This is a genomic window from Vibrio tetraodonis (assembly GCF_003350295.1).
Classification (GTDB): Bacteria; Pseudomonadota; Gammaproteobacteria; order Enterobacterales; family Vibrionaceae; genus Vibrio; species Vibrio tetraodonis.
This window is the reverse complement of record NZ_QLYY01000006.1, coordinates 195,193-215,939: the sequence shown is the minus strand read 5'-3', so window position 1 is coordinate 215,939 and position 20,747 is coordinate 195,193. Positions and strand designations below refer to the sequence as shown.

Here is a 20,747-nt window from a genome sequence, read left to right as displayed (position 1 = left end):
TTATGCTTACCATAAGGGCTTTGTTGATATTGAGTTAACTTAAACCCTTTATCTGCTTAATCTAACGGACTCAGGATATACCTATAAGACTCTGTATCTTGCCCAAAGGACTCATTGATGCGGACTTTAACCTCCTCTATCGAAATATCGGATATGACGCCCTTAGTCCCAACCAACGTATCTTTACCTAAGTCGTTTACCATGTATAGGGCTCTCAACCAAGCAGTGCTATCTGCGCTACCGATAATATCTTCGACTTTGGTATAGAGCTGCTTTTTAGCCACTTTTAATTCTTCTCTTGTAATTGATTCTCGAAGATCGCGTACAACTTTGTCTATAGCCTTTTCTACTTTAGGTAAATCCTCTACCGCCACTTGAGATTCAATTGCCCAATCAGTCACAGTTTGATTAAAGCTCATATTTGAATAACTAGCCGGAGAATAATCTAGGCTCATTTCCTCTCTAACATAATTGTGCAAACGATCTGCCAATATGTGTTCTATGATCTGGTCGACGATATCAAGCCTCGGATTTTGCGGCCTCGCCTGTTTGTTATGGATTCTTAACACAAATCCACCCTTCCTTTCATTATTGATAGCAAGGTTAATTCTAGTGTCTGGTCGAGAATTATAATCTATCTGATATGCTGGCGTATCTACAGTATGTAAGGGTAATGTTGCTACATAGTTATTTATTGACTCTGTTATATCAGTAGGCTTCATATCAGCTATGATCACTAGCTTATTGTTGCGTGATTGTCTAAATAGCTGTTCAAACGCTTGCTGAACCTGATCAACGGTTACCTTATTAAAGTCTTGAGCGTAGATTGGGAAATAAGCACTACTCGGAGCATAGGTATTGGTTGCAATTGCATCGTACCACTGCCCTAGGGGGGATTTGAGGTATGAGAGCGCTTGATCCGCAGACTCTCGTTTTATCGCATCGACTTGCTTGGGATCAAACTTGGGGTATGCAATGCTTGTGTACAAATACTGAAGCGCTTTATCAAGGTTTTTGCGAGGGACATGAATGGAAAATCCATGCTCTGTACCATTAATAAAGCCCTGTATATCAATCGAATTTTTACGCGTAAACGCTTTCATTTGTGGACCATCAAAGTTACCAACGCCACTTCGAGCAATGACAGGCAACAAGATTGCAGCTGCGGGTAATAAATCTCTATCTAGAACCGTTAAGCCTCCAGCTGACATATAAACAAGATTAACAAAGTCACTCTTCACATCTGGATCTAACAATACTTCTACGCCATTGTCTAAGGTCCAAAGATCTTCGCCGTTCTCAAATTCAACCGAGTTAGGCAATGGACTGGAGGATATCACCTCAGCCAATCCATTAATGTCAAAATTAATTTGGTTATTTACCACTCCTGTCATTCGATACATGCTTTTCCACTCTGGTAGCGCTTGCTCAATATGCTCGACGGATTCCTCTGCACCTGCACCAACGAACATCCCATAAGAAGAAGATAGCATATTGTAAAGGTACTGATTGACCGTATTGATATCTGCACTTTGAATCACATGCTCAAGATTGAGTTTATAGTCTTGGCGTGATTGAGTGGGCTCACCAGTTATTCGCTCACGATTTTTTTCAAAAACAAAGTTTTCTGGAGAGTAAGTTTGCCAATATTCATCAGCACGGTCCAGATGGTTCTGATAACTAGCAAGTACTGAATCTAATTCAGATTGACTAACACCATGATCTCTTAGAGAGGCCAATGTTGTCAAAAATAGCGGCTGCACTAGGTTTCTATCATGCCCAGAAAACGCGATTCCAACTTCATAAACTTTCAGGTTTTCCAAACGAGACGTATCTGAATAAATTGTCTGTAGTGGCAGTGCTTGCTGGTCATATACTGCGCCCAATCGAATACTTATTAACTCTGCTACGATAGCGTTAAGAGCACTGTTTAAATTCTGTTCTTGGTTTGTTACTAGGTTGCTACCTCGATCAAACCTTAAACCCAATAAAGCAGATTCTCCATCGGCAACCCTAGCGATAAAATCATCTTTTTTTGCTTTCAGAGGTGGTAATTTAGGAGCTTGCTCAGAGTTAGTCGCTATCCAATCAGAAAACAACTTTTCAACTGCAGCTTTGGTTTCAGATCGTTCGATATTACCAGCGATTATTAGTTCAGCATTTTGTGGTTGATACCATTTGTTGTAAAAAGTTTTTAACGAATCAGACGTCGCTGCTTGAATCATTTCCGTTGTCCCACCCGGCGATCTTTGAGCCTGCACACTTCCTTTTATCAGAAAGTCATAGTATTTATCGCTAAAAGACTGATGTTCGGGGCTTCGATACCGATTTTCTGACAATAAGATACTTTTTTCTTTATCTACCTCCTCAGTCGAAAAAGTGACTCTACTTGCGACATCTCGAAGCCACAGCAACGCGGTATCAAATTTCTTTTTATTAGGTAGGTTTAGTTTATATACTGTCTGCCCATAAGACGTATAGGCATTCACACCATGCATTTTCTCTGCACCGGTCGCATCGATCAATCTTTCAATCTCTGCGGTCGTAAAATTTTCGCTCCCCTCAAAAGCAAGATGCTCAACATAATGAGCATATCCTAATTGATTAGGTTCTTCTGCTCCCGAGCCAACTTTGATCAACAGTTGCATGGATACCTTATTTGAATCCATGGGGTAAAGGTAGTACTTCATACCATTATCTAGAATTCCCGAAGACCAGTTAGTATTCGGTTGAATGGGAGGAGACTGAGAAGGAGTATTCTGGGCACATCCGACAAGCAGCAGCCAACATAGGGCAAACGTTTTTTTCATTATGTTACTTCTTTGTTTTCTATTCACACGAAATATACCGTCAAGAGCATCAATGTGGATAGTAAATAATTGGAATATGTGTAACAAAAATAACTCCCACCCAAAGACTAACAAACCATTAACAAATTCAATGCTTTGAATTTGTGGCCAGCGGCAGCTAAATTGAGTAGTGCACCTTAGATGTGCTTCAATATAACTAATAAGTGAGTAGAAACATGACGTCGATTAATAACAACAAAGTTGGCTTTGTCTCTTTACTGAAAAAAAGTGCTACTATCACAATTTGTAGTACTCTTGTTGCCTGCGCTGGCAACCCCTATGTCAGAAATGCAGAGCGAAATGATGTAATTACCCTCGGAGATTCAATCTTCGACCTTTCTGGTGAACTTCAGCAGTTTCTTGAAGGGCCTGATATGGCCAATACTACATTTCGCGATTACACATTAAGTGGTGCCAAACTTACCGGAGGTATTGTCTCAAAACCCGTAGTAGAGCAGTATCAAGATGCGCAAACCGACGATTCAAATATCAACATAATCGTGATGGATGGCGGCGGTAATGACATCTTGTTACCAGCGATGATTTTTGATCCCTATGAATGCAAAACCACTTGGTATCGGTCAGAACTTAGCGAAAAATGCACCAGTTTGGTTGATGACGTCTATGTTGATACTGTAAGCCTTCTCAATCAAATGAAACAGAATGAAGTTCAACAAGTCATTTACTTAGGCTACTACTATACGACTGGTGAAAAAACAGATCTCCACCAAGCCATCGATTATGGCGATGAACGACTTGCCGATGCATGTAACAATACAACCGTATCCTGTCAGTTTATCGACCCTAGATCTGCAATCAATTCAAATGATGTATTACCTGACAATATACACCCAAATACTTCTGGCTCTCAAAAGCTAGCTCAGCTTATCTGGCCATACCTTGAAACCGTTCTGTAAACCAAAGACAGCACCTAACCCATAACTATCATGGGTTAGGTGCCTTTAACCATAAGGAAAAGTTCATGAGCAAATGGGTATGGGTTTACACTATCAGTGCCTTAGCTGTCTTGGGCGTTTGGTTCCTTCCTATAACGATACCAAACCCGGTAGACTCCTCGACCGAAGAAGTCATGATTCCATCTATAGAATTTCAGCAAGAAAATGGCCCTCTCACTCTACATGTTGATAACACTGAACTGGTAAAAGAGCTAGCTCAAAAATTACGCCAAGAATTAGGCGAAAGTATCTCGCATATTGAAGTACATATAGGTCTGGAGGATTTTCGCCAATATCTGCGCCAACAATACCAGGATAATACCGATAGCCTATTCCGCTCTGTCATAAGACAAGCCTTCCCAGCCTATGCTGAGTCTATTTTTGCTAATCTCTCACTGATGGAAGAATACGAAAGTTGGCTGCTGACAGAGATGAAGTCTCTACTTGGTATGAGTTTTGAGCAAAAACAGGTTGCTATTTGGGCAAAACGCCGTGAGCTTTTCGCTTCAGATGCCGATATTATTTGGTCTGCAGAACTCGCCGAGCGTGAACAGAGAATGGCCGATACGCAAAAATCCATCGAACTCTTAAATCATGCCTACGATATGGAGATAAATCAGCGTTTATATGCACTCAAAGCAACAGTAGAAACCAATTTCTCGGAGCAAGTCGGAGGTAATATATTAAGTCCAGCCATGCTGGCTAGTACATTTTTTAGTCTTGACTCGGTGCAGCAAGACCTAGAAAAAATGTCACCTTATGAACGCTCACAGCAACTTGCAAATATACGCAGAGATCTCGGGTTTAGCGAACGGCAAATAGAAAAAGCGGCGCTAAAAGATGAAAAAAACGAGCTTAGATGGCAAGTGGGTTATCAGTATATGGGCGAAAGACAGGCACTGCTAGATAGCCTGACTGGAGAAGAGCTTGACACTGAACTCCATCATTTAAGAATTAGCTATTTTGGTGACGAAGCGTCGACACTTGAAAAAGAAGAGCAGCAAGGGTTTTACCGATTCAAGCGCCCAAGGGTTTACGGCAGAAACTAGACCTTTTCTGCCGCTAACAGTCTATCGCTTAATAAGGCTTTAACTCTTCTCCTCGCACGGTAACACGATGCAGTCGACGTGGCTTATCACCATAATCTGTCACAGCAAAATGCTGGGTGGATACGTTGTCCCATATTGCTACAGACCCAGGCTGCCAAGAAAATCGAACCTGAAATTCTGGCAGTCTTGCACGCTGATAAAGCTTATTTAGTAAAGAGTCACTTTCCTCACTCGAGAGGCCATCAACCTCACGGGTGAACTGTTCGTTAACATACACTGTTGGGTTTTCCGTTTCAGGGTGACGAACAATAAGAGGGTGTGTTACAGGTGGGTACTGGGTAGATATTTTCGCGACACGACTCTGGCCATCTTCGCCTACTGAGTCATAACGACTTCCTTCAAACGCATGTAAAGCATGAGTCGCCGTTAACCGTCTAAGTGCATTTTGTTCATTCAGCGTCAAACTTAGCCATACTGCTTCCATTGATGTCCAAATGGTATCACCACCAGCCTCTGGACATAACTGTGCATGCAAGATAGAACAGCGACAAGGGATTGATTGCCAGGTCAGATCTGTATGCCAATAACTTTTGCTTGGAGGACTACCTGGTGAAGTTTCGATCACCACAACTTGTTCTTGCTCTTCCAAGTGAGGGAAAAACGGATGGACAGGTTCAAGTTGACCAAATCGCTTAGCAAAGGATATATGCTGCTCTGGTGTCATGCTTTGGTTATGGAAAAATAGTACCTTGTAATCAAGATAAGCTCGATAAAGCGCATCAAACTCACCATCATTTAGGTCAGCAAGCTCAACGCCTTCAACCAAAGCACCGATGTGAGGTGATAAAGGAGTTATATTCACATTACATCCTTATTTTCTATGATTCTGAACTAGACCCTACTAAAGCATTATTTATTACAACATGGCTATCCATTTTGGGTTAGTCATGAAATGGCCGAATGATCTAACAGACTATCGAAATACTTGTTCAAGTAACACTTGTCACTTGTATGAGCAAAGCGATATCGTTTGCGTTCTAAGCTATAACCATTACTTACATTTAGGAGCCTTGATGGCTCTTTCATTGTAAGCCCATATTCCATACAATCGAAGAGTATTGTTTAGTCTAATGATCAGCGGAGCACTAATGAGCGAAATCAAACACAGCAAGCTTCTTATTCTTGGTTCAGGCCCTGCGGGTTACACAGCAGCTGTATACGCTGCAAGAGCAAATCTAAACCCTGTGCTTGTGACTGGTATGCAACAAGGCGGTCAGCTTACAACGACAACAGAAGTCGAAAACTGGCCAGGCGATCCTGAAGGGCTAACAGGACCAGCGCTGATGGAGAGAATGAAAGAACACGCTGAGCGCTTCGAAACAGAGATTATTTTTGACCACATCAACCAAGTGGACTTAAGCCAACGCCCTTTTAGATTAAAAGGGGACAGTGGTGAATACAGCTGTGATGCACTTATTATCTCCACTGGAGCTTCGGCAAAGTATCTCGGCCTAGAATCTGAAGAAGCATTCAAGGGACGAGGCGTATCTGCCTGTGCAACTTGTGATGGTTTTTTCTATCGAAACCAGAAAGTGGCCGTTGTCGGTGGCGGTAATACTGCAGTTGAAGAAGCTCTCTATCTTTCAAACATTGCTTCTGAGGTGCACCTAATCCACAGACGAGACAGCTTTAGAGCTGAAAAAATTCTTATACGTCGATTAATGGACAAGGTAGAGAATGGCAATATTGTTCTTCATACCGACAAAGTGCTAGAAGAAGTGGTCGGTGACGATATGGGCGTCACAGGGCTTCGCATCAAAGATACCAAGTCTAGTCAGGTTGAAGAACTTGACGTAATGGGAGCCTTTATCGCCATCGGACATCAGCCAAACACAAGTATTTTCCAAGGCCAGCTTGAAATGAAAGATGGTTACATCATTGTTCAATCCGGACTCAATGGTAACGCAACTCAAACCAGTGTTCCGGGTGTGTTCGCCGCTGGGGATGTAATGGATCACACTTATCGTCAAGCCATAACGTCGGCCGGAACAGGATGCATGGCAGCACTCGATGCTGAGCGATATTTAGATGCCCTTGCAGAAGGTAAATAATATTTTTCACTTTTGAGTCAAAACCTGAAAGCCTTATGGTATGACCATGAGGCTTTCTTTTGTATAATCGCCTTCTTAGAGTCATCAAAAATAATTATCATTAAGCCTCATAATGGACAAAAATAAACAGCGCAGCTTGAACAAATGGCTCAAGCAGCAGAGTAAGCTAGCAAAACGCTGGCTCATTACTGCTGTTGGTCTAGGTATTCTTTCAAGCCTATTTTTACTGGCTCAAGCCGCTTTATTGGCGACTATCCTTCAGCAATTGATCATTGATCAGGTTCCGAAGCAGCAACTCATTCCACTCTTTTTCGCGCTTTGTGGTGTCATAGGTATTCGAGCTTTATGCTCTTGGGGCCGAGAACTCGCTGGCTATCGCTGCGGTGAACAAGTTCGTCTCTATATTAGACAGTTGATCCTCGATAAACTGCGAGAGCTAGGTCCAGCCTATATCAAAGGTAAGCCTGCCGGAGCATGGGCAACCCTATTACTGGAACAAGTAGAAGATATGCATGACTTCTTCGCTCGTTACCTACCCCAAATGTCGCTCGCTGTTATCGTACCCGTAGTGATTCTAGTCATGGTTTTCCCTGTTAATTGGGTCGCAGGTTTAATCTTTTTGATCACAGCGCCACTGGTGCCATTATTTATGGCTCTAGTCGGTATGAAGGCCGCCGATGCAAACCGTAAAAACTTTAAAGCGCTACAACGTTTGTCAGGTCATTTTTATGACCGATTACAATCAATGACCACCATCCGATTGTTTGATCGAACTCAAGCCGAAACAGAAGTAATGCGAGGGGCCTCCGAAGTATTTCGCTCTCGTACTATGGATGTTTTGAAAATCGCATTTCTGTCTTCTGCCATCCTCGAGTTTTTCACATCAATTTCTATCGCCCTCACTGCTGTCTACTTTGGTTTTGCCTTTATTGGAGAAATCAATATTGGCGACTATGGGTTAGGAGTCACTCTCATGGCAGGATTATTCATATTGATCCTAGCGCCTGAGTTTTATCAACCACTGCGTGATTTGGGGACATTCTATCATGCAAAACAACAAGCAGTTGGGGCTGCCGACAGCATAGTCGAGTTTTTAGAGACGGAAGCAACCAGCGTACGTTCAGGTAATAATAAGTTAAGTGTCACGGATGGCGTAACTATTTGTGCCAACAACTTAGAAGTCTTTTCACCGCAAGGACAAAAGCTACTTGGCCCGATAAACTTTGAGATCAAATCAAACCAGCACACGGCTTTAGTTGGCCCAAGCGGTGCGGGAAAGACAAGTTTGATCAATGCCATATTAGGGTTTCTGCCCTACGAGGGATCGTTGACGATTAACGGGGTGGAAAGAACACAACTGGATCTCGCTGATTGGCGGGACAAGATCAGCTGGGTGGGTCAAAACCCTCTACTAGTCCATGGCACTATTCGCGAAAATATTACATTAGGCAAAAATGATGTCAGCGAAGACGAGATTCAGAATGCACTAAAAGAATCTTACGCATCAGAATTTGTTGAACAACATGGACTTGACTACCCAATTTCAGATCGTTCAGGCGGCCTATCCGTCGGACAAGCGCAACGAGTTGCTCTGGCGAGGGCCATGATGCAAAACGGCAACTTTTGGCTACTGGATGAACCAACAGCAAGCTTAGACGCTCGCAGCGAAAGATTAGTGATGAAAGGCTTATCTAATCAAATTGAAGGCAAAACCTCATTAATGGTGACTCATCAGCTTCAACCACTAAAAAACGTCTCTCAAATCTTAGTTATGGAAAATGGTTTAATCGTCCAACAAGATAGTTTCAGCGTACTGAGTAATCAAGAAGGCCTATTCAAGCAGATGCTTGCGGCCAATCAAGCACTTTGTGACACTAGTAAGGGGAATCTCGATGCGTGATTTAGTACCCTATCTAAAGCTTTATAAGAAACATTGGTTCGGTTTGTCGCTCGGTATGCTACTGGCATTACTGACACTACTTGCTTCCATTGGTTTGCTGACTCTCTCTGGGTGGTTTTTGTCTGCAGCAGCCGTTGCAGGGTTAACCATCGCGCGCGAAACCTTCAATTATATGTTACCTGGCGCCTTTGTTCGTGGCTTCGCTATGGGCCGTACAGCAGGACGCTGGGGAGAGCGAGTCGTCAGTCACAACGCTACCTTCAAACTGTTGACTGACTTACGTATCTTTTTCTTCTCTCAGCTTGCTCCATTGATCCCAGGGAAAGTTTCTAACCTAAGAGATGCCGATATACTCAATCGCCTCGTTGCTGATATCAATGCAATGGATCATGTGTATCTCAGGCTGATAAGTCCTATGATTGTAGGTTCGCTGGGCATATTTGGGCTTACTGCACTTATCAGCTGGTTTGATACCAACCTCGGTCTAATACTTGGCGCCATTTTGATTAGCCTACTCTTGATTTGGCCTGTTTTGTTTTACAAACTCGGCAAACGAAATGGACATGAGCTTACCAACAATAAAGCAGCTTTACGTATAGCTACCTTGGATTGGTTGCAAGGCTATAGTGAGCTTACTCTTTTTGGTGCAGAGGAACGTTACCGAAATGCTATCTATACCATTCAAAAGCGCTTGCTAAATAATCAGCGTTTCAACGCCCATTTCACTGGCATTGCTCAGACATTACTCATTCTCGCCAATGGTTGGACGATTGCCCTTATGCTGTGGCTTGCCGCTGATGGTGTGGGCGGTCAACTGCCTAACCCAATGATTGCACTCATTGTCTTTGCTACTATGGCGAGTGTTGAAATTCTCATGCCCATTGCAGGCGCGTTCCAACACCTTGGACAAACCATCACTTCAGCTCGTCGGCTCAATGAGATTGTCCTGTCGACTCCTGAGGTAGTGTTCCCATGCGAGCCGACACAAAACGCACCATCATATTCCATCGAGTACAAAAATGTTTGTTTCCAATATCCAGACAGCGGAGTCAATGTACTCGATGATGTAAACCTTGCTATACCGGCAGGACAAAAAGTCGCCATCGTAGGTCAAACAGGTTCAGGTAAGTCAACGCTATTACAGTTACTCAATCGATTCTGGGATGTCCAAACAGGAAGTATAAAAGTCGCGGGACAACCTATTACTGACTGGAGTGAAAGCCAGCTTCGTAAAGCTATTTCAGTAGTCAGTCAAAGAGTGGACATACTCAATGGTACCCTGCGTGATAACCTACTTATGGCATCACCTGATGCGACTGACGAGCAATTGCACGAGACCTTATCAAAGGTTGGTCTATCCAAGCTTATCAGTGAACAAGGATTAGATAGTTGGCTTGGAGATGGTGGAAGACAGCTATCTGGCGGAGAAAAGCGCAGAATTGGCATTGCTCGTGCGCTATTGCATGATGGCCCTATTTTGCTTCTTGACGAACCGACAGAAGGTCTGGATAAGCAAACAGAGCATCAGATTATGCAGTTGTTCAATCAACACTTTGAAAATAAAACGGTCGTATTTATTACTCATAGACTGGTTGACCTCGACAAGATGGATGCAATTTGCCTGATTGAGCAAGGCAGAGTCGTTGAATACGGACCCCATATAAAACTAATGTTAGATAAAGGCCGCTATTTTGAGCTAAACCAAACGCTTTAAAGGCAATGATTGGGAATTTCATAAAATGGAACTAGACATTTACCAGGTTGACTCATTTACAAGCGAAACTTTTAAAGGAAATCCAGCTGGTGTGTGTATAACACAAAAACCACTAAGTAATGTCTAAATAAAATATAAAAAAAGCAGCGTACGCTGCTTTTTTTATGTTTCCGATTTAGCGCTGTTTATTACGAGCTCCCTGCTCACCTGCGCTTCTTCGAGTCTTTCTTCGAGCGGGGTTATTACTGCGACCACCACTGTTTACTCGCTCTTCATGGCGTTTTACCGCACGGCGGATCTTCTGGCTACGAGAGCGCTCACGCTTACGTGACGTATTGGCTTTATTTTCGTCCAATAATGTTTCTTTCTCTGGACGCAGTTCTACAAGCTCACGCAAGTAGTTTACCTCTTTAAGATCAAGCTCCATCCATCCCCCACGAGGCAACTTCTTATCAAGGAAAATCTCCCCGTAGCGAACACGCTTTAAGCGGCTAACTGTGCAATCCTGAGATTCCCACAAACGACGTACCTCTCGGTTACGCCCTTCATTGATGACAACGTAAAAGGTGTGATTCATTCCATCACCACCCGCATAAACCACATCTTCAAAACGTGCTGTGCCATCATCCAGTTCTACGCCACTTACAAGGTTACGGACTTTCTTCTCATCAACGTCACCAAAAACGCGAACCAAATATTCACGTTCGACTTGACGACTGGGATGCATCAATCGGTTTGCCAATTCACCATCGGTAGTAAACAGAAGTAACCCAGATGTATTCGCATCTAAGCGACCCACAGAAATCCAACGAGAACCACGAATCTTCGGCAGACGGTCAAAAACAGTGCGACGGCCTTCTGGGTCATGACGAGTACAAAGCTCTCCCTCAGGCTTATAGTAAGCGAGTACACGACAAATCACTTCTTCCTGCGCTTTGGCAGAAACAATATGTCCATCGATACGAACGACAGCATTTTCATCTTCTAGTCGCTCACCAAGTTTAGCGACGACTCCATTCACACTCACGCGACCTGCTTTGATTAAAGCTTCGAGCTCGCGTCGTGAACCATGACCTGCTCTCGCGAGTATTTTCTGTAATTTCTCGTTCATTCATCTACCTATGTGTCGTCTTCTCAGACGTCGATTCTACATTGCGACCTAAAATCGCGGCCGCGTATTATCGCAAAATCCTGTAAGGAACGCATGCTTTATTTTTACTTTTGATAGCTAACATATTAGAACATGTTACCTTTACACTCAGCTCTTGTGTACAAGGGTGCGACACAAGAGCATTAAGGTATCTAACATTACTCAAACGCAGTTGGATCGCCAGAACCCACGCGAGCAATAACGGGCTCATCTTCACTAAAATCAACAACCGTTGTCGGCTGCTCACCCAAGTAACCACCATTTAAAATACAGTCAACAGCATGTTCAAGCTTGTCTCTAATTTCTTCTGGGTCAGATTCGGTAATGTCATTGCCAGGCAATATCAGCGATGTGGACATTAATGGTTCACCTAAGGCTTCCAGTAAATCGAGTGCGATTCGATTGTCTGGTACACGAATGCCTATGGTTTTACGTTTACTGTTCATCAAACGTCTAGGTACTTCCTTGGTCCCCTTAAAAATAAACGTATAAGGACCAGGAGTATTATTTTTTAACAGACGAAAAGCACCATTATCTATACGCGCATAGATAGAGAGCTCAGATAAATCACGGCATAACAAAGTGAAGTTATGCTTTTCATCCAATTTGCGGATCTTGCAGATCCTTTCCAACGCTTGTTTGTTCTCTAATTGACAGCCAAGCGCATATCCCGAGTCTGTGGGATAAATAACAACACCACCATTACGAATGATGGCCACAGCCTGATTAATCAAGCGAGCCTGAGGGTTTTCTGGATGCACATAAAAAAACTGGCTCATTATAATTCCTCATCACTGAGTCTCTCGACTCTATAATTTTTATTAATGCTATGGTCATACGACCGCGTAAATTTACAGTCGGACATGAAGTTAATCTGTGACTTCATACTTTAGCTTGGAAAGTCTAGCTACTTATTGGCAGATTGGCATATCTTTCCATACTGGTTCGACACCCGATGGTAACCATAGGTTTCTGCCCAGTTCTGTCCAAGGAGAAGGATAATGAAAGTCGCTTCCCTGAGAAGCCAATAGATTGTATTGTATCGCATAATCTGCCAGATTACGCCTTTCTTGTTGCCCTTGCTGTGGCAGAGCAACTTCCATGGCATCTCCTCCAGCGTCAGAAAAAGCGCCAATTAATCTTTTGAGCCACTTAGCGGTCAAGTTGTAACGCCCTGGATGGGCAAGCACCGCTAGTCCTCCAGCTTGATGTATCGCATCGACAGCCTCGTTGATAGAGCACCAATTCGGCGGCACATAACCCGGGTTATTACGGGTTAGGTATTTTTTAAATACTTGCTGCATTGTTTTGGCATAACCGTTATCAACTAGCCATTTCGCAAAATGAGCGCGGGTAATCGACGCCTCTCCAGCAATAGCCTTAACCTCTTCATACACCCTATCGTTTGTTGCCTTAGCCAAACGCTCGGCTATTAACTCAGCACGAACTTTACGATGTTGCTTCTGTTTGTCGATCAATTCGCTCAATTGCTTAGACTCAGGATCAATATCAAGGCCAACAATATGAATATCTTTATTTTGCCATACCGTCGATATTTCTATCCCATTAATAATGGTGATGGGTAACTGATTTGTGTCCACATAATGATGCGCATGTTTCAGGCCATCTACTGTGTCATGATCCGTTATGGCCAATACATTAATATCGAAGTCGATGGCTCTGTCTATTAGTTCGCTTACTGATAGCCGTCCATCTGAGGCAGTCGTATGGCTATGTAAATCAATTTTCATAAACTTACTTTTTTAGTTGACTTTTTATGCATGAACTAGTTTACTAGTACACAAATACAAAGTGTGTCATTTAAGGCTTACCATGTTACAAGAGTTTAACCCAAACCAAAAAGTGAATCTTGCAAAGAAAGGACAATTTGATCTTTCTGCAAACCTTTCTTGGTGGCGTACTTGGGTTATTGCTAGGTGGGCTTATACGTACTTGTGATTTACTAAATAAATAGTATCAAGCCCGCTTTTAAAGCGGGCTTTTTTTTTGTCGAATATACTGCAGTTAACTGATTAGACAACAACCAATTCGGTCAAATTCAACATTGGGTGAACCTTTTGTTTGTGCGACTATGTGAGGCGGGAAGAAGAAATGAACAATATGAAAGGAGGTCTTGTGAACAAGGCCATTGAGATCAAAAAGCTGGGTGACTTAAAGGTCATTCATGCTAACGCACCCTACACACTAGACCCAACTCGTCTGTTTCACACTCTGTGTGAAAACAAAACCGATAGCTTACTACTTGAATCTGCAGAAATTGACTCTAAACAGAACTTAAAAAGCTTGTTAATTGTCGATTCAGCGGTCCGTATTATCTGCTTTGGGCATACTGTCACCATGCAAGCGCTGACCAATAACGGTCGTTCATTACTGGCGCATTTAACCCAGAATATCCACACTAATATCACTCACGTCTTTGATGGTGAGAAACTCACCATAGAATTTGAAGAGCCATGCAACACGCTCGATGAAGACTCTCGACTACGTGAAGCTTCTTCCTTCGATGCGCTTCGTCTGATACAGCATAGTTTCGACATCAGCGAACAGGATAAAAATGCGGTCTTTCTTGGTGGCTTGTTTGCCTATGATTTGGTCGCAAACTTCGAACCTCTTGGTGGAACATCAAGCGAAAACCGATGTCCAGACTACGTATTCTACGTCGCAGAAACGCTTATTGTGGTCGATCACCAGCGCCAATCGTGTGATATACAGGCAAGCTTATTTGCAGGATGTACAGAAAAAGACAAGCTAGAAGCACGTATACAAGATATCCAGCAACAGTGTGCGGACCTAAAGCCATTAGCCATCGCCGATAAACACAGTAATATTTCACCTCAACCTAGTGTTAGTGACCAAGATTTTTGCCAAATTGTTCGTGATCTCAAGCAATATGTGGTTAAAGGTGACATTTTTCAGGTTGTCCCTTCTCGCCGCTTTACTTTGCCTTGTCCATCTCCTCTTATTGCCTACAAAGAGTTAAAACAAAGCAACCCCAGCCCATATATGTTCTACATGCAAGATGAGCTATTCACTTTGTTTGGTGCATCGCCTGAAAGCGCCCTTAAGTACGAAACTGACACTAACCAAGTGGAAATTTACCCGATTGCAGGCACACGAAAAAGAGGCAAAAAGCCGGATGGCCAAATTGATTTTGACCTAGATAGCCGCATCGAACTCGAACTGCGCAGCGACAAAAAAGAAAATGCCGAACACATGATGTTGGTTGATTTGGCACGAAACGACGTTGCACGTATCTCGCAAGCAGGTTCACGTCATGTGGCTGACTTATTAAAGGTGGATAGATATAGCCACGTAATGCATTTAGTCTCTCGCGTTGTAGGCCAACTACGCGATGACTTAGATGCACTGCATGCTTATCAAGCCTGTATGAACATGGGCACTCTAACTGGCGCGCCTAAAATCCGGGCTATGCAGCTTATTCGCGACGTAGAACAATCTCGCCGTGGTAGTTATGGCGGCGCAGTAGGTTATCTAACAGGTGAAGGCACATTAGACACCTGTATCGTTATCCGCTCTGCTTATGTTGAAGATGGAATAGCACACGTTCAAGCAGGTGCTGGAGTCGTATTTGATTCTGACCCTCAAGCAGAAGCCGATGAAACTCGCAGTAAGGCACAAGCCGTGATTTCTGCTATTCAAGCAGCACATATGGAGCACTAAGCAGATGGCTAATATAGTATTTATTGATAACTTTGATTCATTCACCTACAACCTAGTTGATCAGTTCCGCTCTCTAGGCCACGACGTCACCATTTACCGCAATAGCCTGTCTGCTTCAACCATTGAGGCTGCGGTAGAAAAACTTGATAACCCTGTTCTGCTCCTCTCTCCTGGACCCGGAGCACCCTCAGAAGCAGGCTCAATGCCAGAGGTGATCAATAACCTCAAAGGTAAAGTGCCTATGATAGGGATTTGCCTTGGTCATCAAGCGATTGTTAAGGCGTATGGCGGTCAAGTCGATGGGGCTGGTGATATTGTCCATGGTAAAGTGTCTATGATGGACCACCAGCATCATGCCATCTATAAGAATTTACCTTCTCCCATCGCAATCGCGCGCTATCACTCCCTTGTCGCAACCTATGTACCAGAGTCATTAACGGTTACTGCAGAAGTTGATGGTTTAGTCATGTCTGTGGTGCAAGAACAAGATAAAGTCTGTGGATTTCAATTCCACCCCGAATCAATAATGACCACACAAGGTGCTACCTTGTTGGCTAATGCCATTGAATGGGCATTAGAAAGCTCAGATACACACGCATTGCAGCAATAGGGAAAGAGACATGGATAATATAATTAGTAAACTCTACCAACAGAACTCTCTGACCCAAGAAGAAAGCAAGCAGCTGTTTGATTTGATTATTCGCGGCGAACTGGACCCGATTTTGATGGCTTCGACACTCACTGCGCTAAAAATCAAAGGCGAGACACCCGATGAAATTGCTGGCGCAGCAACGGCATTGCTTGATAATGCAAACCCATTTCCTCGTCCCGACTATGATTTTGCAGATATTGTCGGCACGGGTGGCGATGGCCACAACACCATTAACATTTCAACCACAGCAGCCTTTGTTGCAGCGGCTTGCGGCCTAAAAGTTGCCAAACATGGCAACCGCAGTGTTTCGAGTAAATCCGGCTCTTCGGATTTGTTAGATTCGTTTGGTATTGACCTTGCGATGAGCGCTGAAACAAGCCGCTCTGCAATGGATAACTTAGGCGTAGCTTTTCTCTTCGCCCCTCAATATCACAGTGGGGTTCGCCATGCGATGCCCGTTCGCCAAACAATGAAAACGCGAACTATCTTCAATATTCTTGGTCCACTTATTAACCCCGCTAGGCCAAACATTGAGCTTATGGGTGTATACAGTGAAGATTTAGTTAGACCGATTGCTGAAACCATGCTCAAGATGGGTATGAAACGAGCGGCAGTGGTACATGGTAGTGGCCTTGATGAAGTTGCGATTCATGGTCAAACCACTGTGGCAGAGATAAAAGATGGGCAAATTATCGAGTATACTCTACTCCCAGAAGATTTTGGTCTCGCCACGCACCCGTTAGAAGCGATAAAAGGCGGCGCTCCCGAGGAAAACAAAGCCATCATCACTAATATTCTAACGGGCAAAGGCACAGATGCTCAAATCGGAGCGGTCGCAGTTAATGTCGCTCTCCTGATGCGTCTTTTTGGTCATGACAATCTGAAACAAAATACCAAGCAAGCTACTGATATCATGAATTCAGGCAAAGCGTTTGAACTCGTGAAACAGTTATCAGCCCATAAATAAGTACTCTAGGATAAGGTAAAAATCCATGACTCAAACACAAGATAAACTTTCTGAACATATCTCCATTAAAGAAGCTCAAATGGCGGAAGTATTGGCAAAAATTATCCGTGATAAATACCTGTGGCTAGAAGAACACAAATCGTCTTTACCTCTATCTGAGTTTAAAGAGGCACTCACGCCATCTGATCGCAGCTTTTATCAAGCTGTGAGCGGTGAGAAAACCGCATTCATAACCGAATGTAAAAAGGCTTCGCCTTCCAAAGGGCTAATTAGAGAAGACTTCGACCTTGATTACATAGCCTCTGTTTACAATAAGCATGCAGACGCTATTTCAGTACTGACTGACGAAAAGTATTTTCAAGGCAGTTTTGATTTTCTGCCACAGGTAAGAAGTCAAGTTTCACAACCTGTATTGTGTAAAGATTTCATCATCGATGCTTATCAGATCTACCTTGCGCGCCATTACTCAGCCGATGCTATTCTGCTTATGTTGTCGGTACTTAACGATGAGGAATATAAAGCACTCGCCGCCGTCGCCCACTCTCTCAATATGGGTATTTTAACTGAAGTCAGTAATGAGGAAGAACTTCAGCGAGCTGTCGAACTTAATGCAAAAGTGATTGGCATTAATAATCGCAACTTACGCGATCTGACAACCGATCTTAACCGCACCAAAGAGTTGGCACCCAAAATCCGAGAGCTAGCACCACAAGCGACCATAATTTCGGAATCTGGCATCTACACACATCAGCAAGTACGTGACTTGGCCATGTTTGCCGATGGTTTTCTTATCGGTAGTTCACTAATGGCTGAAGATAATCTTGAATTAGCAGTACGCAAAGTGACACTCGGTGAAAATAAGGTCTGTGGTTTAACCAATCCAGATGATGCTGCCAAAGCTTACCAAGCCGGCGCCGTCTTTGGCGGATTAATTTTCGTCGCTAAATCTAAGCGCTGTGTTGAGCTTGAAACTGCTCGCCAGACAATGTCTGGAGCCCCTTTGCAGTATGTGGGTGTATTCCAAAACCACACAGTTGAAACAGTAGCAGAAACCGCCAATCAACTGGGGTTAAGTGCCGTTCAATTGCATGGCGATGAAGACCAAGACTATGTTGAAGCCCTGAGTAATCAATTGAGCGAAGGTATAGAGATTTGGAAAGCTTACGGCGTTAATGATGCCTTACCTAATATGCTTAAAGCACCTGTCGATCGTCACTTGCTTGATACTAAAGTAGGAGCGCAAACTGGGGGCACTGGCCTTGTTTTTGACTGGTCTCTGATTGAAAACGCCCAACAAGTCATGCTAGCAGGTGGTATTTCGCCTTTTAATGCTAAAAAAGCCGCTGAACAAGGCTGCTTAGGTTTAGATCTAAACTCAGGCATTGAAGTCTCTCCAGGTAAAAAAGATGGCGAGAAATTGCAGCAAGCATTCCAAGCGATTCGTAACTACTGAGTCGCTAATAAGAATTGAGCCTATAACAAATAACGATTGTGCTGGGGTTTAAAACGACGCCAGCCAAGATTAAAGGAATAGAACCATGGCAAAACTTGATGCCTATTTTGGCGAATATGGTGGTCAGTATGTGCCCCAGATCCTTGTACCTGCATTAGAGCAGCTTGAGCAAGCCTTCATCGATGCCCAAGACGATCCCAACTTTCGTAGTGAGTTTATGGGCCTACTGCAAGAATATGCGGGTCGCCCTACCGCTTTGACCCTAACACGCAATTTAACAAAAGGGACAAAGACTAAACTTTACTTAAAGCGTGAAGATCTTCTCCATGGCGGCGCACACAAAACCAACCAAGTACTTGGCCAAGCCTTGCTTGCTAAGCGTATGGGCAAGAACGAGATCATAGCCGAAACCGGAGCGGGCCAACATGGCGTAGCCACTGCCCTAGCCTGTGCCTTATTGGGCCTAAAATGTCGAGTGTACATGGGCGCAAAAGACGTAGAACGTCAAAGCCCTAATGTGTTTCGAATGAAGTTGATGGGAGCAGAAGTGATCCCCGTTCACTCAGGTTCCGCCACACTAAAAGATGCGTGTAACGAAGCCCTTCGCGATTGGTCAGCAACCTATGAGCAAGCCCATTACCTACTGGGCACAGCAGCAGGGCCGCACCCATTCCCAACCATAGTACGCGATTTTCAACGCATGATTGGGGAAGAGACCAAAAACCAAATTTTGGCCCGTGAAGGTCGCCTGCCAGATGCCGTGATTGCCTGTGTGGGCGGAGGCTCAAACGCCATTGGTATGTTTGCAGACTTTATCGAGGAAGAAGATGTTCGTCTAATTGGGGTTGAACCTGCTGGCAAAGGCATTGATACCGACCAACATGGCGCGCCACTAAAACACGGGAAAACAGGCATCTTCTTTGGTATGAAAGCGCCACTGATGCAAGATAGCAATGGCCAAGTCGAAGAGTCTTATTCTGTTTCTGCTGGCTTAGACTTCCCATCTGTCGGGCCGCAGCACGCGCATTTAAATGCGATTGGTCGCGCCGAATATGACAATGTTACCGATGATGAAGCCTTAGACGCATTTCAGGAGTTGGCTCGCAGTGAAGGTATCATCCCTGCTCTTGAGTCTTCTCACGCTCTTGCTCACGCCCTTCGTATGGCTCGTGAGAACCCAGAGAAAGAACAATTATTGGTTGTTAATCTATCAGGACGCGGCGATAAAGATATCTTCACCGTACATGCTATCTTAGAAGAAAAAGGAGTGATCTAATGAGCCGTTACCAATCAATGTTTGCGCGCTTAAACGAGCAAAACCAAGGCGCATTTGTTCCTTTTGTTACGGTTTGCGACCCTAACCCAGCTCAGTCGTTAAAAATAATGGAAACGCTGGTCGAAGCGGGAGCAGATGCACTCGAACTCGGTATTCCTTTTTCCGATCCTTTGGCTGATGGCCCTACCATTCAAGGAGCGAATATTCGTGCGCTTGAATCTGGCGCGACCCCAGAGATCTGCTTTGATCTGATCGGAGAAGTTCGTGCCAAGTACCCTGATTTACCAATCGGACTGCTCATGTACGCAAACCTTGTGTTTGCACGCGGCATTGATAACTTTTATCAACGCTGCGCAAATGCAGGCATAGATTCTGTATTGATCGCCGATGTACCCACAAACGAAAGCGCCGAATTTGTAGAAGCTGCGGCCAAACATGGCATTGAGCCTATTTTTATTGCGCCGCCTACCGCCTCAGACGACACCTTAAAATCAGTAGCGGAATTAGGCAGCGGATACACCTACTTGCTCTCACGCGCTGGAGTGACAGGGGCTGAAACAAAAGCCAATATGCCAGTCAGTGATTTACTCGACAGGCTCAATCAATACGATGCCCCACCCGCCCTACTCGGCTTTGGTATCTCAACACCAGAGCAAGTAAAGCAAGCTATTGATGCAGGTGCCGCAGGCGCGATTTCAGGCTCAGCAGTGGTCAAAATCATAGAAACACACACAGAAGCCCCAGAAGAGATGCTAGTGCAGCTATCTAAGTTTGTTTCACCGATGAAAGCAGCCACCAATAAATAGTACTCCTGCGAGAAAAAGATAACGTGCCCTAATAAATTGGCAGTGCTGATATAGCGGCAATGCCATTTTTAAATTTAAAATGCCCCTTTTCGTGTTAGGTGTCGAAATGGGGCAAAGCCCATCGGGTAGATTTGGTATAAAAAAACTAATAGTTAGTCAAAA

17 protein-coding genes, 1 pseudogene and 1 other annotated feature are annotated in these 20,747 nt (G+C 43.9%); of the genes and pseudogenes, 13 read left to right on the top strand and 5 right to left on the bottom strand.

The window, feature by feature from the left end; translation table 11 throughout:
• Positions 1 to 56: 56 nt before the first annotated feature.
• Positions 57 to 2,810, bottom strand: a complete 2,754-nt coding sequence (locus DPF90_RS03190) for a M16 family metallopeptidase (RefSeq protein WP_114784618.1) — start codon at positions 2,808 to 2,810, stop codon at positions 57 to 59.
• 215 nt (positions 2,811 to 3,025) lie between these two features.
• Between DPF90_RS03190 and DPF90_RS03185 the strand changes: the two genes are divergently transcribed.
• Together DPF90_RS03185 and DPF90_RS03180 are read left to right on the top strand one after the other, a co-directional pair.
• The gene (locus tag DPF90_RS03185; protein WP_114784616.1) at positions 3,026 to 3,766 is read left to right on the top strand and encodes an SGNH/GDSL hydrolase family protein; all 741 of its coding nucleotides are present in this window, start codon (positions 3,026 to 3,028) and stop codon (positions 3,764 to 3,766) included.
• A 65-nt stretch (positions 3,767 to 3,831) separates the two neighbouring features.
• Positions 3,832 to 4,854, top strand: coding sequence for a hypothetical protein (locus DPF90_RS03180; protein WP_114784614.1), 1,023 nt, complete (start codon positions 3,832 to 3,834; stop codon positions 4,852 to 4,854).
• 28 nt (positions 4,855 to 4,882) lie between these two features.
• On the opposite strand, the gene DPF90_RS03175 is transcribed toward DPF90_RS03180, so the two are convergent.
• Complete coding sequence (locus tag DPF90_RS03175; protein WP_114784613.1) at positions 4,883 to 5,716, bottom strand: TauD/TfdA dioxygenase family protein; 834 nt, start codon at positions 5,714 to 5,716, stop codon at positions 4,883 to 4,885.
• A 286-nt stretch (positions 5,717 to 6,002) separates the two neighbouring features.
• On the opposite strand from DPF90_RS03175, the gene trxB reads away from it, so the two are divergent.
• From trxB to DPF90_RS03155, 4 genes and pseudogenes are all read left to right on the top strand, one after another.
• Entirely contained in the window at positions 6,003 to 6,965 is a 963-nt protein-coding gene (trxB, locus tag DPF90_RS03170; protein WP_114784612.1) for a thioredoxin-disulfide reductase, read from the top strand.
• Positions 6,966 to 7,077: 112 nt separating this feature from the next.
• Positions 7,078 to 8,865, top strand: coding sequence for a heme ABC transporter permease/ATP-binding protein CydD (cydD, locus tag DPF90_RS03165; RefSeq protein ID WP_114784611.1), 1,788 nt, complete (start codon positions 7,078 to 7,080; stop codon positions 8,863 to 8,865).
• Positions 8,858 to 10,579 carry a heme ABC transporter ATP-binding protein/permease CydC gene (cydC, locus tag DPF90_RS03160; RefSeq protein ID WP_114784610.1) on the top strand — a complete coding sequence of 574 codons (1,722 nt, stop codon included), beginning with the start codon at positions 8,858 to 8,860 and terminating at the stop codon, positions 10,577 to 10,579. The genes cydD and cydC overlap by 8 nt, the downstream gene beginning before the upstream one ends.
• Positions 10,580 to 10,604: 25 nt before the next feature.
• A pseudogene (locus DPF90_RS03155) lies at positions 10,605 to 10,694 on the top strand (phenazine biosynthesis protein PhzF); the annotation flags it as partial.
• A gap of 60 nt (positions 10,695 to 10,754) precedes the next feature.
• On the opposite strand, the gene rluB reads toward DPF90_RS03155, so the two are convergent.
• The 3 genes from rluB to rnm form a co-directional block, all read right to left on the bottom strand.
• Positions 10,755 to 11,690: a 23S rRNA pseudouridine(2605) synthase RluB gene (gene rluB / locus DPF90_RS03150; RefSeq protein ID WP_114784609.1), complete on the bottom strand. Its 936-nt coding sequence runs from the start codon at positions 11,688 to 11,690 to the stop codon at positions 10,755 to 10,757.
• A 197-nt stretch (positions 11,691 to 11,887) separates the two neighbouring features.
• Positions 11,888 to 12,508 carry an L-threonylcarbamoyladenylate synthase gene (locus tag DPF90_RS03145; RefSeq protein WP_114784608.1) on the bottom strand — a complete coding sequence of 207 codons (621 nt, stop codon included), beginning with the start codon at positions 12,506 to 12,508 and terminating at the stop codon, positions 11,888 to 11,890.
• A gap of 132 nt (positions 12,509 to 12,640) precedes the next feature.
• A complete protein-coding gene (rnm, locus tag DPF90_RS03140; RefSeq protein ID WP_114784607.1) occupies positions 12,641 to 13,480 on the bottom strand; it encodes an RNase RNM in 840 nt (279 codons plus the stop codon).
• 82 nt (positions 13,481 to 13,562) lie between these two features.
• On the opposite strand from rnm, the gene trpL2 reads away from it, so the two are divergent.
• The 7 genes from trpL2 to trpA all read left to right on the top strand — a co-directional run bounded on the left by trpL2 (position 13,563) and on the right by trpA (position 20,585).
• Positions 13,563 to 13,688: a tryptophan operon leader peptide gene (trpL2, locus tag DPF90_RS03135; RefSeq protein ID WP_114784606.1), complete on the top strand. Its 126-nt coding sequence runs from the start codon at positions 13,563 to 13,565 to the stop codon at positions 13,686 to 13,688.
• Positions 13,635 to 13,737: a sequence feature (Trp leader region), on the top strand. (Overlaps the previous gene by 54 nt.)
• Before the next feature lie 128 nt (positions 13,738 to 13,865).
• On the top strand, positions 13,866 to 15,431 hold the full coding sequence (locus DPF90_RS03130) for an anthranilate synthase component 1 (RefSeq protein ID WP_114784829.1): 1,566 nt from the start codon (positions 13,866 to 13,868) through the stop codon (positions 15,429 to 15,431).
• Positions 15,432 to 15,435: 4 nt separating this feature from the next.
• Complete coding sequence (locus tag DPF90_RS03125) at positions 15,436 to 16,041, top strand: aminodeoxychorismate/anthranilate synthase component II (protein ID WP_114784605.1); 606 nt, start codon at positions 15,436 to 15,438, stop codon at positions 16,039 to 16,041.
• A 10-nt stretch (positions 16,042 to 16,051) separates the two neighbouring features.
• Positions 16,052 to 17,050 (top strand): anthranilate phosphoribosyltransferase, encoded by a 999-nt coding sequence (trpD, locus tag DPF90_RS03120; RefSeq protein WP_114784603.1) that lies wholly within the window; start codon positions 16,052 to 16,054, stop codon positions 17,048 to 17,050.
• Positions 17,051 to 17,075: 25 nt separating this feature from the next.
• Complete coding sequence (trpCF, locus tag DPF90_RS03115) at positions 17,076 to 18,503, top strand: bifunctional indole-3-glycerol-phosphate synthase TrpC/phosphoribosylanthranilate isomerase TrpF (protein WP_114784601.1); 1,428 nt, start codon at positions 17,076 to 17,078, stop codon at positions 18,501 to 18,503.
• Between the two features lie 85 nt (positions 18,504 to 18,588).
• The gene (gene trpB, locus DPF90_RS03110; protein WP_114784599.1) at positions 18,589 to 19,779 is read left to right on the top strand and encodes a tryptophan synthase subunit beta; all 1,191 of its coding nucleotides are present in this window, start codon (positions 18,589 to 18,591) and stop codon (positions 19,777 to 19,779) included.
• Complete coding sequence (trpA, locus tag DPF90_RS03105) at positions 19,779 to 20,585, top strand: tryptophan synthase subunit alpha (RefSeq protein ID WP_114784597.1); 807 nt, start codon at positions 19,779 to 19,781, stop codon at positions 20,583 to 20,585. The genes trpB and trpA overlap by 1 nt, the downstream gene beginning before the upstream one ends.
• The last annotated feature ends 162 nt before the right edge of the window (positions 20,586 to 20,747 follow it).

Bases quoted from the DNA above. Each gene is read 5' to 3' on its own strand.
- DPF90_RS03190 (WP_114784618.1), bottom strand. From the start codon at position 2,810: ATGAAAAAAACGTTTGCCCTATGTTGGCTGCTGCTTGTCGGATGTGCC.
- DPF90_RS03185 (WP_114784616.1), top strand. From the start codon at position 3,026: ATGACGTCGATTAATAACAACAAAGTTGGCTTTGTCTCTTTACTGAAA.
- DPF90_RS03180 (WP_114784614.1), top strand. From the start codon at position 3,832: ATGAGCAAATGGGTATGGGTTTACACTATCAGTGCCTTAGCTGTCTTG.
- trxB (WP_114784612.1), top strand. From the start codon at position 6,003: ATGAGCGAAATCAAACACAGCAAGCTTCTTATTCTTGGTTCAGGCCCT.
- cydD (WP_114784611.1), top strand. From the start codon at position 7,078: ATGGACAAAAATAAACAGCGCAGCTTGAACAAATGGCTCAAGCAGCAG.
- cydC (WP_114784610.1), top strand. From the start codon at position 8,858: ATGCGTGATTTAGTACCCTATCTAAAGCTTTATAAGAAACATTGGTTC.
- rluB (WP_114784609.1), bottom strand. From the start codon at position 11,690: ATGAACGAGAAATTACAGAAAATACTCGCGAGAGCAGGTCATGGTTCA.
- DPF90_RS03145 (WP_114784608.1), bottom strand. From the start codon at position 12,508: ATGAGCCAGTTTTTTTATGTGCATCCAGAAAACCCTCAGGCTCGCTTG.
- rnm (WP_114784607.1), bottom strand. From the start codon at position 13,480: ATGAAAATTGATTTACATAGCCATACGACTGCCTCAGATGGACGGCTA.
- trpL2 (WP_114784606.1), top strand. From the start codon at position 13,563: ATGTTACAAGAGTTTAACCCAAACCAAAAAGTGAATCTTGCAAAGAAA.
- DPF90_RS03125 (WP_114784605.1), top strand. From the start codon at position 15,436: ATGGCTAATATAGTATTTATTGATAACTTTGATTCATTCACCTACAAC.
- trpD (WP_114784603.1), top strand. From the start codon at position 16,052: ATGGATAATATAATTAGTAAACTCTACCAACAGAACTCTCTGACCCAA.
- trpCF (WP_114784601.1), top strand. From the start codon at position 17,076: ATGACTCAAACACAAGATAAACTTTCTGAACATATCTCCATTAAAGAA.
- trpB (WP_114784599.1), top strand. From the start codon at position 18,589: ATGGCAAAACTTGATGCCTATTTTGGCGAATATGGTGGTCAGTATGTG.
- trpA (WP_114784597.1), top strand. From the start codon at position 19,779: ATGAGCCGTTACCAATCAATGTTTGCGCGCTTAAACGAGCAAAACCAA.